The sequence below is a fragment of the Micromonospora sp. NPDC093277 genome, from assembly GCF_044765245.1.
In the GTDB taxonomy this organism is placed as follows: domain Bacteria; phylum Actinomycetota; class Actinomycetes; order Mycobacteriales; family Micromonosporaceae; genus Micromonospora.
Genome location: NZ_JBIWJO010000008.1, coordinates 21350 through 34315 on the forward strand (window position 1 = coordinate 21350; position 12966 = coordinate 34315).

General features: G+C 73.4%; 14 protein-coding genes. 7 read left to right on the top strand and 7 right to left on the bottom strand.

Going from position 1 to position 12966, the window contains the following annotated elements; all coding sequences use genetic code 11:
* The first annotated feature begins 1 nt into the window (after nt 1).
* Nucleotides 2–511: a DinB family protein gene (locus tag ACIRG9_RS18890; protein WP_402857187.1), complete on the top strand. Its 510-nt coding sequence runs from the start codon at nt 2–4 to the stop codon at nt 509–511.
* On the opposite strand, the gene ACIRG9_RS18895 is transcribed toward ACIRG9_RS18890, so the two are convergent.
* Complete coding sequence (locus tag ACIRG9_RS18895; RefSeq protein WP_402857189.1) at nt 495–1469, bottom strand: glycoside hydrolase family 88 protein; 975 nt, start codon at nt 1467–1469, stop codon at nt 495–497. The genes ACIRG9_RS18890 and ACIRG9_RS18895 overlap by 17 nt on opposite strands.
* 132 nt (nt 1470–1601) lie before the next feature.
* On the opposite strand from ACIRG9_RS18895, the gene ACIRG9_RS18900 reads away from it, so the two are divergent.
* Both ACIRG9_RS18900 and ACIRG9_RS18905 read left to right on the top strand, forming a co-directional pair.
* Complete coding sequence (locus ACIRG9_RS18900) at nt 1602–1994, top strand: SCP2 sterol-binding domain-containing protein (protein WP_402857190.1); 393 nt, start codon at nt 1602–1604, stop codon at nt 1992–1994.
* A complete protein-coding gene (locus tag ACIRG9_RS18905; protein ID WP_402857191.1) occupies nt 1991–4051 on the top strand; it encodes a glycogen debranching N-terminal domain-containing protein in 2061 nt (686 codons plus the stop codon). Before ACIRG9_RS18900 ends, ACIRG9_RS18905 begins: the two co-directional genes overlap by 4 nt.
* A 66-nt stretch (nt 4052–4117) precedes the next feature.
* Here ACIRG9_RS18905 and ACIRG9_RS18910 read toward each other — a convergent pair whose 3' ends face one another.
* From ACIRG9_RS18910 to ACIRG9_RS18925, 4 genes are all read right to left on the bottom strand, one after another.
* Nucleotides 4118–4387, bottom strand: coding sequence for a hypothetical protein (locus ACIRG9_RS18910; protein WP_402857192.1), 270 nt, complete (start codon nt 4385–4387; stop codon nt 4118–4120).
* Nucleotides 4388–4646: 259 nt separating this feature from the next.
* Nucleotides 4647–5039, bottom strand: coding sequence for a hypothetical protein (locus ACIRG9_RS18915; protein ID WP_402857193.1), 393 nt, complete (start codon nt 5037–5039; stop codon nt 4647–4649).
* Between the two features lie 121 nt (nt 5040–5160).
* Entirely contained in the window at nt 5161–5856 is a 696-nt protein-coding gene (locus ACIRG9_RS18920; RefSeq protein ID WP_402857194.1) for a hypothetical protein, read from the bottom strand.
* Nucleotides 5857–6007: 151 nt separating this feature from the next.
* Nucleotides 6008–6865, bottom strand: a complete 858-nt coding sequence (locus tag ACIRG9_RS18925; RefSeq protein ID WP_402857195.1) for an alpha/beta fold hydrolase — start codon at nt 6863–6865, stop codon at nt 6008–6010.
* Between the two features lie 184 nt (nt 6866–7049).
* Here ACIRG9_RS18925 and ACIRG9_RS18930 point away from each other — a divergent pair, with 184 nt between their 5' ends.
* Both ACIRG9_RS18930 and ACIRG9_RS18935 read left to right on the top strand, forming a co-directional pair.
* Nucleotides 7050–7382, top strand: coding sequence for a cupin domain-containing protein (locus tag ACIRG9_RS18930; RefSeq protein WP_402857197.1), 333 nt, complete (start codon nt 7050–7052; stop codon nt 7380–7382).
* On the top strand, nt 7379–8164 hold the full coding sequence (locus tag ACIRG9_RS18935) for a YwiC-like family protein (RefSeq protein WP_402857199.1): 786 nt from the start codon (nt 7379–7381) through the stop codon (nt 8162–8164). Before ACIRG9_RS18930 ends, ACIRG9_RS18935 begins: the two co-directional genes overlap by 4 nt.
* Before the next feature lie 58 nt (nt 8165–8222).
* Here the strand turns inward: ACIRG9_RS18935 and ACIRG9_RS18940 are convergent, their stop codons facing one another.
* Complete coding sequence (locus ACIRG9_RS18940; RefSeq protein WP_402857201.1) at nt 8223–9434, bottom strand: globin domain-containing protein; 1212 nt, start codon at nt 9432–9434, stop codon at nt 8223–8225.
* Nucleotides 9435–9595: 161 nt separating this feature from the next.
* Between ACIRG9_RS18940 and ACIRG9_RS18945 the strand changes: the two genes are divergently transcribed.
* A complete protein-coding gene (locus tag ACIRG9_RS18945) occupies nt 9596–10033 on the top strand; it encodes an RrF2 family transcriptional regulator (RefSeq protein WP_402857203.1) in 438 nt (145 codons plus the stop codon).
* Between the two features lie 25 nt (nt 10034–10058).
* Here ACIRG9_RS18945 and ACIRG9_RS18950 read toward each other — a convergent pair whose 3' ends face one another.
* Nucleotides 10059–10712: a class I SAM-dependent methyltransferase gene (locus ACIRG9_RS18950; protein WP_402857205.1), complete on the bottom strand. Its 654-nt coding sequence runs from the start codon at nt 10710–10712 to the stop codon at nt 10059–10061.
* Between the two features lie 192 nt (nt 10713–10904).
* Here ACIRG9_RS18950 and ACIRG9_RS18955 point away from each other — a divergent pair, with 192 nt between their 5' ends.
* Complete coding sequence (locus tag ACIRG9_RS18955; RefSeq protein WP_402857207.1) at nt 10905–12962, top strand: type IIA DNA topoisomerase subunit B; 2058 nt, start codon at nt 10905–10907, stop codon at nt 12960–12962.
* Nucleotides 12963–12966: the final 4 nt, after the last annotated feature.

A 12966-nucleotide genomic window follows, 5' to 3' on the forward strand; every position in this document is an offset into this window, starting at 1 on the left:
CATGGACGTGAACGACCTGCTGATCGACGCGTACGGGCGGCTGCCCGGGCTGGTGGAGTCCGCCGTCGCCGGGCTGAGCCCGGAACAGCTGCGCCAGGCCCCGGCAGCCGGGGCGAACCCGGTCGGCTGGCTGGTCTGGCACCTGACCCGGATCCAGGACCACCACGTCGCCGCCGTGCTCGGGGAGGCGCAGCTCTGGACCACCGGCGACTGGGCGGGCCGGCTGGGGCTCGAACCCGACCCGGACGACACCGGCTTCGGTCACGGCCCCGACCAGATCGCCGCGGTACGCCCGGAGAACGGCCGGGTGCTCGTCGACTACCACCGGGCCGTGGTCGACCGGACCCGGGCGTACCTGCGCGGGCTTCGCCCCGCCGACCTGGACCGGGTGGTCGACCCGACCTGGGACCCGCCGGTCACCCTCGGCGTCCGGCTGCTGAGCGTGCTGGCCGACGACCTCCAGCACGTCGGCCAGGCCGCGTACGTGCGCGGGCTCATCGCGCGGGGGTGACCGCCGCCCGGGCCCGGCCCAGTGCCGACTGCCCGAGCAGGTGGAACGCCTGCGCCTCGGGCGAGGTGCCCGGTCCCGCGAAGTCGGGCGCCCCGCTCACCCCGGTCACCCGTCCGTACCGGTCGATCCGCCGGCCCGCGGCTGCCAGCAGGTCCGCGCCGACGTCCAGCCAGGTCGCCGGCAGCCAACCGTCCGCCACCCCGGTCAGCGCCGCGTACGCCAGCATCTGCGCGGTGTTCGCCTCGCGGAACGTGCCGGGGTCGTCGAGCACGTCGTGGAACAACCCGTCGTCGGCGCGGTGGGCCAGGCAGGCGTCCAGCACCGCCCGGGCGTGCCCGGCCAGCTCGTCGCGTAGCCCGGCCGGCCAGCCCGGCGCGAGACGCAGCGCCCGCGCGATCCCGGCGACCACCCAGCCGTTGCCGGTGCCCCAGTGCTCGGCCCGGTCCAGCTCGCCCCGGTCCTCGTCCCACCGCGCCGCGTAGAGGCCGGTGCGCTCGTCGTACAGCCGGCGGCGGTGCCCGGCGACCTGTGCGGCGGCAACATCGGTCCGGCCCAGCAGGGCGAGCAGCGGCACCACCATGTACACGGTGTCCGGCCAGACCTGGCGGTTGTCGAGCAGGTGGAACAGGGTGCCGTCGGCGGCCCGGGGCGCCCGCGTCACCAGCCAGTCGAGCTGCGCCGCCAGGGCTGCCGGCCAGCAGGGATCCCCGTCGGTCGACGCCGCGTGCCGGACCGCCTCGCCGCAGGCGGCGCCGTTGACCGCGCCGGCCTCGCCCGAGACGTCGCCGAGCCGGCCGTCCGGGTGCTGCCGGGTCACCGCCGCGTCGGCGACCAGCACGGCCAACTCGTCCAGGCCCAGATCGAGCAGGGCGTGCCCGGTCACCCCCTGTTCCCAGGACTGGCGCTGCATGGCCAGCAGCGCGGTCAGCACCCGGTCCGTCGTCGCGTCCCGTGTCATTTAGATTCCTCCGTCCCATCCCGCACCCGTCACTCGCCCGTGCGGCAGGCCCAACTCACCCGGATCGGGCGAGTTGGGCTCACCCGCCCGGCGGGGAACCTGCGGGGACCATTGGACACGGGGAGGGGACAGATGGGCGACTCGATGGCGGAGCGGCTGATCGAGCAGGCTGCCGGCCGGCACCCCGAGCTGCCGGAGGGCACGGCCGGCACGGTCCGCCTCGACCTGCACGACGGCGGAACCACCGACCACTGGTATCTGACCATCGACCACCAGAACGTCCAGGTGGGCCGATCCACCGCGGACGCCGACACGGTCGTCCACGCCGACCGGGCCGTCTTCGACCAACTCGCCGCCGGCTACCCGCGCCTGGTGGCGGCGCTGCTGCGCAACGACATCAACGTGCAGGGCGACATGCGGCTGCTGCTGACGCTGCGCCGGCTCTTCCCGGGTCCGTCCGAGGCCCGGCACCCCCGTAACGCCGACCGGCGTACGCGGCCCGCGACCCGGACGGAGGCGCGATGACGCCGAACCTGGCACACGTCCTCGCCGGCAACTCGTTCGCGCTCAGCGACGCGGAAGGCGACATGGAGGTCGATCCGCGGGTGCCGACGGGCCTGTTCTCCTTCGACACCCGGTTCCTGTCCCACTGGGTGCTCACCCTCGACGGGGAGCGGCTGCACGCGCTGTCCCGGGACGACCTGGCCTACTTCGAGACGCGGTTCGTGGTCGTGCCCGGGGCAGCCAGCCACTACGTGGACGCCGACGTGTCGGTGATCCGGCACCGCTCCATCGACGTGGGCCTGCACGAGCGGATCACCGTGCTCAACCACTCGGCGAAGCCCACCGAGCTCACCGTACGGATGGAAATCGCGACCGATTTCGCCGACACCGCCGAGATCCGTCAACCCGTGCCGCGCCGACCGGTGATCACCGCCGCTTCGGCCGACCGGCAGCTGCGGATCTGCTACCAGCGCGAGCAGTTCGCCCGGGAAACCGTCGTGTCCAGCACCGCGCCGGTGGACGTCGACCAGGGTGGCATGACCTTCCGGATCCGGGTCGACGCGGACGGCGAGTGGCACACCGACCTGTACGTCGAGACGATCATCCACGGCGCCGGCGGGCGGGACCTGCGGCGCAGCCTGGAGACGGACCGCCAGCAGGCCCGCCAGGACATGCGCGCGGACCTCAGACGGTGGTTCGACGAGGCGCCGCAGCTCGCCGGCAACCGGCGGTCCCTGGTGAAGGCGTACGAGCAGGCACTGGCGGACCTCGCGGCGCTGCGCTACCTGCCGCTGTCGTACACCGAACGGGTACCGGTGGGCGGACTGCCCTGGGCGATGACCCTGTACGGCCGGGACGCCCTCATCACCTGCCTGGAGACGCTGCCGTTCACCCCCGAGCTGACCCCCGCCACGCTGCGCATGTTGGCCCTGGTCCAGGGCAGCCAACTCGACGACCTGCACGACGAGGAGCCCGGCAAGATCCTCTCCGAGCTGCGGTACGGCGAGGCGGCCGCGTTCGAGGAGCAGCCGACCGCGGTCTACTACGGCGCGGCCGACACCAGCCCGCTCTTCGTCATCCTGCTCGACGAGTACGAGCGCTGGAGCGGCGACGTCGAACTGGTCCGGGAACTTCGCCACCCCGCCCGGAGCGCGCTGGACTGGATCACCGACTACGGCGACCCGATCGGCGACGGCTACCTGCGCTACCAACCGCACAACACCGTCAACGGGGTGGCCAACCAGGTGTGGCGCAACTCGCCCGACGCCGTCGTGGACCGGCACGGCCACGTACCCGCGTTCCCTCGGGCCACCAGCGAGCTGCAGGGGTACGCGTACGATGCGATGCTCCGGGGCGCCCGGCTGGCCCGTCAGATCTGGGGCGACCCGGCGTACGCCGACCAACTGGAGGCCCGGGCGGCGGCGCTGCGGGAGCGGTTCAACCGCGACTTCTGGCTGCCGCAGCGTGAGTACTACGCGTTCGCGCTGACCCCGGACGGCGAGCCCGTCGACGCGCTCACCTCCAACCTCGGGCATCTGCTGTGGAGCGGCATCGTCGAGCCGGAGCGGGCCGGCATGCTCGCCGCGCACCTGCTCGGACCGGAACTCTTCTCCGGTTGGGGGGTGCGCACGTACGCCGTCGGCCAGCGGCCGTACAACCCCGTCGGCGCGCACCTGGGCGCGGTCTGGCCGTCGGACAACGCGATCGTCGCCGCCGGCCTGCGCCGCTACGGGTACGACGAGGAAGCGGCCCAGGTCGCGGCCGGGATGTTCGCCGTGGTGGAGACGGTCAGTGGCTCGGTGCCCGAGGTGATCGCCGGCTACCCGCGCCCGCTGACCAAGTACCCGGTGCAGCTCCCGATGGCCGGTCGACCCCAGTCGTGGGCCTCCGGGGCGCTGCTGATGCTGCTCTCCACCATGCTCGGGCTGAACCCATGCGGCGAGCACCTGCTGGCGGACCCGGTGATCCCGGAGGGTTACGGCCAGATCGAACTGCTGGATGTGCCCGGCCGCTGGGGGCGCGCCGACGCGTACGGCCGGGACCGCAGCAGCGTCGGCCGGCGTCCCCGCAAGCGCTGAGCCGTCCGCTCGTGTGGCCCGGACCGATCGTGCGGTCCGGACCGGTCGGACGCAGTCGCGCCCCGGTCACGCCGCTGGGTCGGGGCGCTGACCGGGGCCGGTGGTGACGCCGCCGGGTCGGGGCCGAACCGGCCCGGGGTGCACCGGGCCGCCGACGGCGTACGTCATCCGGAACGCCCGCACGGCGGCGGCCTCGCCGGCGAGTTCGTGCGGGCGGGGCGCGGCGCGGACGGCGGCGAGGAGTCGGACGAGCATCCGCAGACCGTCGTGCCCGTGAGGAACGGAACCGTCGAGCAGTCGCTCGACGGTTTCCTGGTCCATCCGGTGCGTGTCCATCTCGTGTCCCTCAGCGCCGCCACCGGTCGTGACGTCACACGAGAAGCACCGCCCGCCCTCCGGCCCGTCGGGGGATGACCTCCGCCGTGCCGACCGTTCACCCCATCGCCCACCGACAAGATCGCGCTCGATCCTGAATCCAGTGGCATCCCGATCGCCGCGACACCACTACTTCCTGATCGAGCACGATCTTGCGCAGAGCGGAACGCGGCGAGCCCGCCGGAGATGGCGGGCTCGCCGTCGGCGCGTGACCCGAGGGTCAACCTCGCCGGGTCACACCTTCCGGGTGCATGCCCGTGGCCTCCTCCAGCGCGTTGTCCGGAAGATCCCCCTCGGCGCTGTCGTCGGGAAAGGTCCGTGCGGAGGGCCCTGGATCCGGCGGTGCGCCGGGTCCCGCCTCGGCGACGCGGGTCGGCTCCACCGAGCCGAAGCCGTGCCGCCCGGCCGGCGGCCCACCCGGCGCGGCTCCGGCCGCCCGGCGTTCGCCACGGCGGCCCTCGGCAACCGCGGGCTCCTCACTGCCCTCGTCCATCGGCGCGTCCTCGCCGGCGCCCCAGGGCGGATCGGCGTCGAAGCCGTCGGTGGTGCCCCACGGCGCGGCGGCCTCCGGCCCCCGTCCCTCGCCCCTGCTCGGGCGCTTCTTGCTGCTCATCGCCACCTCACCTGGCTGGGTTCCCGTGCCGGGCTGAATGCCCGTCATCCGCCCGGTCATGCCGGGTCGACCTTCCGCCGGGGCCCACGGCCACGCCGTTGTGCGCCGTCGGCCGATGCGGTCAACGACCGGCCGTGACCAGGTGCCGGGTCGCCGCGCCCATCGCGGCGACCTTGGCGATCCTCGTCGGCGAGCCCATGACGACCTTGCCGATCCTCGGCGCGCCCATCCCGACCGCCTTGCCGATCGTCTTCGACGACGACCTCAGCCCACCGGCCCGGCCGAGCATGCCCCGGAGCACCTGGCCCGGCTTCTGCTGCTCGCCCATGTACGCCGTGACCACCACGAGCGTGCCGGTCAACGCCGGGACCGCCCATTGGAGCAGCTTCAACTGCCGCTGCCAGGAGGCAACGTCGGTGGGGGTCTGCACGTTCGGTTCGGTGACCCCGTCCACGGGCGGCCCGCCCGCCCGCCGCAGCCTCATGCCGAGCAGCCGGCTGTATCCGGTCACCGCCAGCGCGCCCAGCGTCAACCCGGTCTTCACCGCGCTGACCTTCCCCACCCCGGCCTGTGCGGCCATCCGCGGGCTCTCGGTGACCAACTCGCCGACCGCACCGGCGAGGTGGGTGCCGATCGCCGCCGCGTTGACCGGGGTCCAGCGCGCCCAGCCGGCCGACGCCACCGGCAGCCGCTGCCTGGAGTCGTCGAGTTTCGCCGCCGCGCCGTTGAGGCCGAGCGCACCCATCAGCGATCCGCCGAACCAGGCCGCCAGGCCCAGATCGTGCATCGAACGTAACGCCGTGTGCCGTTCGAACATCTGATCCCCCTCCGCCGTGTTCGGGCGGTGGGGCTTACCCGCGTTCCGACCGGCTACGCCAAGGTGGGCTACCACCTCCAGCGACCTGCCGCCCCGCCTGCTGCACCGGCCGCTGTCGCCGGTCGGCGGGAATCTCGCGGGTGCTCCCGACTCAGCGTCGCGGGAGGGCGGCGGCGAACTCGGCGATCCGGGCGGCCAGCGGGGTGGCGGCGCGTACCCAGGTGAAGTGGTCCAGCGGGGCGCCGGCCTCGGCCACCGGGTAACGGTGCCGGGTCACCGGGGCGGCGGTGAGCTTGGCGCAGAGGTGGTCCAGCGTCTCGTGCGGGGTGTACTGGTCGTCGTCCACGCTGACCGCGAGGATCGGGGTGCGGACAAGCCGGACCGCCGCCTCGGCGTCAACCCCGTCGAGCGCCGGAAACCGGCCGGTCCGGGCGGTGTGCGCCCAGTCCCGGATCACTCCGCGCGCCTGCCGGCCGCCGAACCCCCAGCCGGGCCAGACACCGAGCAGCCGGGTGGCCGCCGCGATCCCCTGGGTGGACGCCAGCACACGCCAGCCGTGCAGCCCCGGGTAACGGCGCCACCAGGGCAGGCCGACCGCCACCAGGGCCAGCCCGTCCACCGCCTCGGCGTCGTGCAGGGCCTGGTGCAGCACCGCGACCTGCCCGCCGAGGGAGTGCCCGAGCAGCATCCGGACCCGGCCGTCCAGCCGGGGCTTGAGCGCGTCGAGCACCACGCGTACGTCGGCGGCCAGTTCGGCGTAGCCGTACCGGCAGGTGCGGGCGGGCGTCGGGGTGCTCGCGCCGGTGCCCCGCAGGTCGATCACGATCACGGCCAGCCCGGCGTCGCGCAGCGCGGCCGCGAAGGGCCGGTAGTAGCGGGCCCGTACGCCCATCGCCGGCCAGATCACCACCACCGGCGCACCGGGCGGCCCGTCCGGCTCCGGGTAGACCTGGACGCCGAGGCGTGCCCCGTCGACGTCGACGAACTCCTGGGTGTACTCCGCGCTCACCGGCTCAGCGTACGGCGGGAAGCTACCGGTGGGTAGCCAAGGGTGTCCGGGTCGCCGGTGGAGATTCGGAACAGTGACCAAAGCCCCTGGCCGGCGGCGCGGGAAGCGGCGAGACTGATAAAGAGGTAACGCTGGCTCCGGTTTTATGGCGCGCCTCGCCCGAACCGTCTCCCGGAGGTGACCGGTGGTCTCCGCATCCTCGCTCTCCGCGCTCGCCGAGGACCAGCTCGCGTTGGCCCGCGCCACCGACAGCGGGCGCAGCGCCCGAACGGTGTACGGCGGTCCCAGCACCTCGCTGCGGCAGACGCTGATCGCCCTCGTGGCCGGGCACGAGCTGGCGGAGCACGCCAGCCCCGGTGACGCGACGCTGCAGGTGCTGCGCGGCCGGGTCCGGCTCACCGCGCAGGACCGGTGCTGGCCGGGGGAGGCGGGGGATCTGCTGGTGATCCCGGACGCCCGGCACGCGCTGCGCGCCGACGAGGACGCGGTCGTGCTGCTCACGGTCGCCCGCGGATGAGCATCCCGCCGGTGGCGGCCCGGTCGGCACCACCGCGGCAGGCGACCCGGCCGGTCCGGTCCCGCCGGCACCGGTACCTGCCGCCGCAGCACGGCGCCTGGGCGATGCTGCTTCTCCCGTACCTCACGGCGGTCTGCGTCACCGGCCTGCGCTGGCCGCACCTGCCGCTGCTCGGCGCCTGGCTGGCCGGCTACCTCTTCTGCTACTACGCGCTGCTGGCGGTGAAGACCGGCCGAACCGACCGGGTACGCCCGCAGCTGCTGCTCTACGGCGCGGTGACCGCGGTGCTGGTCGCGCCGGTGCTGTTCGCCCGGCCCGGGATCCTCGGCTACGCCCCGCTGTACGCGCTGCTCGTCGCCGTCAACGTCGGATATGCCCGGCTGCGTCGGGAGCGGGCTCTGCTCAACGACCTCGCCTCGGTGGCGCAGAGCGTGCTGATGGTGTTCGTGGTGGCCACCGTTGCCGGGGTCCGGCCCGCCGAGCTGGCCGCGGTGGCGGTGGCGGTCGGCGCGTACCTGGTCGGCACGGTGCTCTACGTCAAGACCATGATCCGGGAGCGGGACAGCGTCGGCTACCGGTGGGCGTCCGGCGCGTACCACCTCGCGGCGCTGGTGGTGGCGGTGGCCGCCGGGTGGGGTTCGGCGGTGGCGGGCGTCTTCGCGCTGCTGCTGCTCCGCGCGGCGCTGCTGCCCGGCCGCCGGTTGACTCCGGTCCGGGTCGGGATGGTCGAGCTGGTCGCCGCCCTGCTGGTGTTCGCCGCGGTGGTCGGGCACTGGGCCTGACGCGGCGACGGGGGCCGGGTCGGAGTTCCGACGCCGGCCCCACCTCGGTGACGCCGCTTCAGTTCTGCAGCATCCCCGGGCCGAACACCTCGTACGCGATCTGCTCGGCCGGTACGCCCCGGCGCAGCAGGCCGCTCCGGACCCCGGCCATGAACGGCACCGGGCCGCACAGGTGCACCCGTGCCCCGGGGGCGAGCGGGATCAGCTCCGGGTCGACCAGGCCGGCCGCGATCTCCGCCTTCAGCCCGGCCAGTTCGCCGTCGGCGGCGTTCTCGTACCAGAGCCGCACCGACAGGTTCGGCAGCCGTTCCTGGAGTCGGGGCAGTTCGTGGCGGCGGGCGTGCGCGGCGGCGCTCCGGTCGGCGTGCACCAGCGCCACCGGGCGTTCCGGTTCGGTGGTGGCCAGGTGCGCCAGCGCCGCCATCGCCGGGGTGAGTCCGATACCGGCGCTGACCAGCAGCAGCGGCCCGCCGTCGCCGACCGCGCTGACCTCCCCGAAGGGCGGGCTGAGCCGGAGCGTGTCGCCGGTGTCCACCTGCTCGTGCAGGTAGGTGGAGACCATGCCGTCGGGTGCGCCGTCGGTGCCGCGTACCCGCTTGACGGTGATCCGCCAGCGGTCGGCGCCGGGCGGCCCGGAGAGGCTGTACTGCCGGATCTGCTGGCCCTGTCCGTGGTCGAGGTCGACCGCCACGGAGACGTACTGGCCCGGGGTGAAGGTGGGTACCGGCCCGCCGTCGGCCGGCGCCAGGGCGAACGACACGACCTCCGGGGTCTCCCAGATCTTCTCCACGACCCGCCAGTCCCGCCACACCGAGCCGTCCTCGGCCACCCCGGCAACGGTGTAGAGGCGTGCCTCCCGGGCGATCAGCTCACAGGCCAGCAGCCAGTACACCTCGTCCCAGGCCGCCGCGACCTCCGGGGTGACGGCGTCGCCGAGCACCTCGCCGACCGCGGCGAGCAGGTGCCGCCCGACGATCGGGTACTGGGCGGCGGTGATGCCGAGCGAGGCGTGCTTGTGTGCGATCCGGTCCAGGATCGGACCCCACGGCACCGTGCCGCCACCGGTCAGGTGCTCGGCGTACGCGACCACGGCGCCGGCGAGCGCGGCCTTCTGCTGCCCGGTGGCCTGGTTGCCCCGGTTGAAGATGTCGAGCAGTTCCGGGTGGGCGTCGAACATCCGCTGGTAGAAACGGCCGGTGATGGCCTCGCCGTGAGCCTGCACGGCGGGCAGGGTGGCCGCCACCACCGCTGCTGAGGATTCCGAGAGCACAACTACTCCTTCGCTTCGACTGGGTCGAACCCCAATCAATGGGAATAAAGGATTCCTCTTTAGGGTCGAAGGTCCCGGGTCCGGGGTAGCCCTGGTCACAGCGCGGCAACCCGGCGCATCGGCCCATGTCGCTGGGCTCCGCCGGTGGCTACGTTCGAACGGTGAAACTCAACCGGTCGACGGACATGGCCCTGCGGATCGCCATGCTCACCGCCGCGTCCCCGGCCCGGACGACGGTGGACGAGATCGCCACGCGGTTGGCGCTGCCCCGCAGCCACGTCGCCAAGGTGGTGCAGCGGTTGCAGCGGCTGGGCGCGCTGGTGACCGTCCGCGGCCGCTCCGGCGGCGTGGCCTTCGCCGAGCACGCCGGCGAGTTGACCGTCGGCCAGGTGGTCCGGGCCTTCGAAGGGGACGACGAGGTGGTGTCCTGCGAGGAGTCCGCGTGCCCGCTGGTCCCGGGCTGCCGGCTCCGCGGCGAGCTGCGCCGGGCCCAGGCCGCCTTCCTCGACGTGCTTGACGGGGTACGCCTCAGCGACCTGGTCGCCGGCCCCGCCGGCCCGCTTCTGCTGCAACTCAGCGGGCCGGCGACGGACGCCTGAGCACGCCGTGGGGGAGGCTGGGTCCTCAGGCCCGGCGGAACTCCGCGCGCCAGCGGAGCCCACCGTCGTCAGCGACGATCTCCTCGACCCGCGCCGGGACCAGCGGACCGGCCGCGAAGGCGTCGACCTCGGCCCGGGTCAGCGGCCAGGGCGGGTCCTCGACGACCTCGTCGTCCCGTCGGCCGGCCGCGATCACCAGCAGCGCCCCGCCCGGCGCCACCAGCCGGCCCGCCGCCGGGATCGCCCGCTGCCGCAGCTCGGCCGGAAGTGCCTGCACGTTCATGCTCTCCAGCACGAAGTCGAACCCGTCCAGCCAGTCGCCCGGCGGGTCGAGCAGGTCGGCGGTCTCGTACCGGACCGGGGAGCCGGGGTGGCGGCGGCGGGCCTCCCGTACCGCCGTGGGGGAGATGTCGAAGGCGACGGTGTCGAAGCCGAGACGGGCCAGATGTTCGGCGTCGCGACCGAAGCCGCACCCGACGACCGCGGCGCGCCGACCGGATCCGTCCGGCCGGGTCCGCCCGGTCCATTCGCTGAGCAGGGAATGCGCCCGTTCGAGGTCCCACGGCACGACCGCCTCGCCCCGCTCGGCGTCGGCGTAGAGCCGCTCGAACCAACCGGCCGGATCGCTCCGGGCGGTGGCCGGGGAAGACAATCGGGGTGTCGGATCGTTGTCCTGCACGGACCCTCCTCGCCTCACGACAGCCTCGAAACGGCTGCGGCACGGACCTCCGCCGCAGCCTAACCGGACGGCGCACCGCACCCGGTGCCACAGCTCTGTCGGGGTGCCGGGCTAGGCTCGCTCCGGCGCGCCGCCCGTGGCGATCGAGCCGGTGAGCGGCACCACACCGCCGAGACCTGGGAGTACGACCAGTTGACCGCACAGCCTGAGACCCTGTACGGGGCCGACGACCTGACGCACCTGGAAGGGCTGGACGCTGTCCGCAAGCGCCCCGGCATGTACATCGGCTCGACCGACAGCCGTGGTGTGGGTCACCTCGTCAACGAGATCCTCGACAACTCGACCGACGAGGGTGTCGCCGGTCATGCCACCAAGATCGACGTGATCCTGCACGCCGACGGCTCGGTGCAGGTGGACGACGACGGCCGGGGTATTCCCACCGACGTGCACGCCAAGTCCGGCATCTCCGGCGTCGAGCTGGTGCTGACCCGGCTGCACGCGGGCGGCAAGTTCGGCGGGTCGGGCTACAAGACCTCCGGCGGTCTGCACGGGGTGGGCGCCTCGGCGGTCAACGCACTCTCCCGGCGGTTCGACGTCACGGTCCGCCGCGGCGGCAAGATCCATGCGATGTCGTTCCGGCACGGCGTACCGGGAATCTTCGACGGCGACGGGCCGGAGGCGCCGTTCAGCCCCGGCCCGGGCCTGCAGATCGTCGGCGCGATGAAGCGCGGCCAGCGCGCCGGCACCTCGATCCGCTGGTGGCACGACCCGCGCTACTTCGAGACCGGTGCGGCGCTCGACACCGACGCGGTCCGGCTCAAGCTGCGCAACACCGCCTTCCTGGTGCCCGGCGTGGCGTACCGGCTGCGCGACGAGACCGGCGAGGAGGTCGTCGAGGAGAGCTTCCACTTCCCCAACGGCCTCACCGACATGGTCGAATACCTCGCCCCGGCCGGCGACCGCCCGGTCTCCGGCACCCTGCTGGTCACCGGCGAGGGGACCTACCGGGAGAACGCCGCCGACGCCAACGGCGTGATGCAGTCCAACGTGCAGCGCCGGGCCGAGGTCGAGATCGCGTTCCGCTGGGGCACCGGCTACGAGCGCACCGTCGAGTGCTTCACCAACACCATCCGCAACGCGCACGGCGGCACCCACCGCAAGGGCTTCGAGCGGGCTCTGGCGCGTACCCTCGCCGAGGCCGCCCGCAACGCCCGCGGCCTGCTCAAGCCCAAGGAGGACGCGCCGACCCTGGACGACGTCCTGGAGGGCATGACCGCGGTGGTGCACGTGCGGATCCCGGAGCCGCAGTTCACCTCGCAGACCAAGGACGAGCTCTCCACGGCCGGCATCACGAAGGTGCTCCAGGGCCTGGTCGAGCAGCACCTGAAGTCCTGGCTGGAGGATCGGAGGACCAAGGCCGAGGCCCGTACGGTGCTCCAGAAGATCGTCGACGCGGCCCGGGTCCGGCTCACCCAGAAGCAGCAGAAGGACGCGGCCCGGCGCAAGACCGCCCTGGAGGGCGCGTCGATGCCGGCCAAGCTGGTCGACTGCCGGGCCACCGGGGTGGACCGCAGCGAGCTGTTCATCGTGGAGGGTGACAGCGCGCTCGGCACGAGCCGGATGGCCCGCTCCTCGGAATACCAGGCCCTGTTGCCCATCCGCGGCAAGATCCTCAACGTGCAGAAGGCGAACCTCCAGCAGGTGCTGGACAACGCCGAGTGCGCGGCCATCGTGCAGGTGCTCGGGGCCGGCTCGGGGCGTACCTTCGACCTCTCCACGTTGCGCTACGGCCGGGTGCTCATCATGGCCGACGCCGACGTGGACGGCGCGCACATCCGTACCCTGCTGATCACGCTCTTCGCCCGGTACATGCGGCCGCTGATCGAGGCGGGCCGGCTCTACGCCGCGATGCCGCCCTTGCACAAGATCACCACCAAGGGGCGGAACCCGCAGACCGTCTACACCTACACCCAGGCCGAGATGGAGGCGACGGTCCGCAAGCTGGAGAAGGCCGGCAAGCAGATCGTCACCCCGATCCCGCGCTTCAAGGGCCTCGGCGAGATGGACGCCGACGAGCTCTGGGAGACCACCATGAACCCGGCCACCCGGGCCGTCCGTCGGATCACCCTCGACGACGTCGAGGCCGCCGAGCAGATCCTTGAGCTGCTCATGGGGGAGAAGGTCGAACCCCGCCGCAACTGGCTGATCGACTCGGCCGACCGGGTCGACCGCGAAGCCATCGACGCCTGACCAT

Excerpts from the sequence above, each read along its gene's own strand:
- ACIRG9_RS18890 (WP_402857187.1), top strand. The coding sequence starts at position 2 with ATGGACGTGAACGACCTGCTGATCGACGCGTACGGGCGGCTGCCCGGG.
- ACIRG9_RS18895 (WP_402857189.1), bottom strand. The coding sequence starts at position 1,469 with ATGACACGGGACGCGACGACGGACCGGGTGCTGACCGCGCTGCTGGCC.
- ACIRG9_RS18900 (WP_402857190.1), top strand. The coding sequence starts at position 1,602 with ATGGGCGACTCGATGGCGGAGCGGCTGATCGAGCAGGCTGCCGGCCGG.
- ACIRG9_RS18905 (WP_402857191.1), top strand. The coding sequence starts at position 1,991 with ATGACGCCGAACCTGGCACACGTCCTCGCCGGCAACTCGTTCGCGCTC.
- ACIRG9_RS18910 (WP_402857192.1), bottom strand. The coding sequence starts at position 4,387 with ATGGACACGCACCGGATGGACCAGGAAACCGTCGAGCGACTGCTCGAC.
- ACIRG9_RS18915 (WP_402857193.1), bottom strand. The coding sequence starts at position 5,039 with ATGAGCAGCAAGAAGCGCCCGAGCAGGGGCGAGGGACGGGGGCCGGAG.
- ACIRG9_RS18920 (WP_402857194.1), bottom strand. The coding sequence starts at position 5,856 with ATGTTCGAACGGCACACGGCGTTACGTTCGATGCACGATCTGGGCCTG.
- ACIRG9_RS18935 (WP_402857199.1), top strand. The coding sequence starts at position 7,379 with ATGAGCATCCCGCCGGTGGCGGCCCGGTCGGCACCACCGCGGCAGGCG.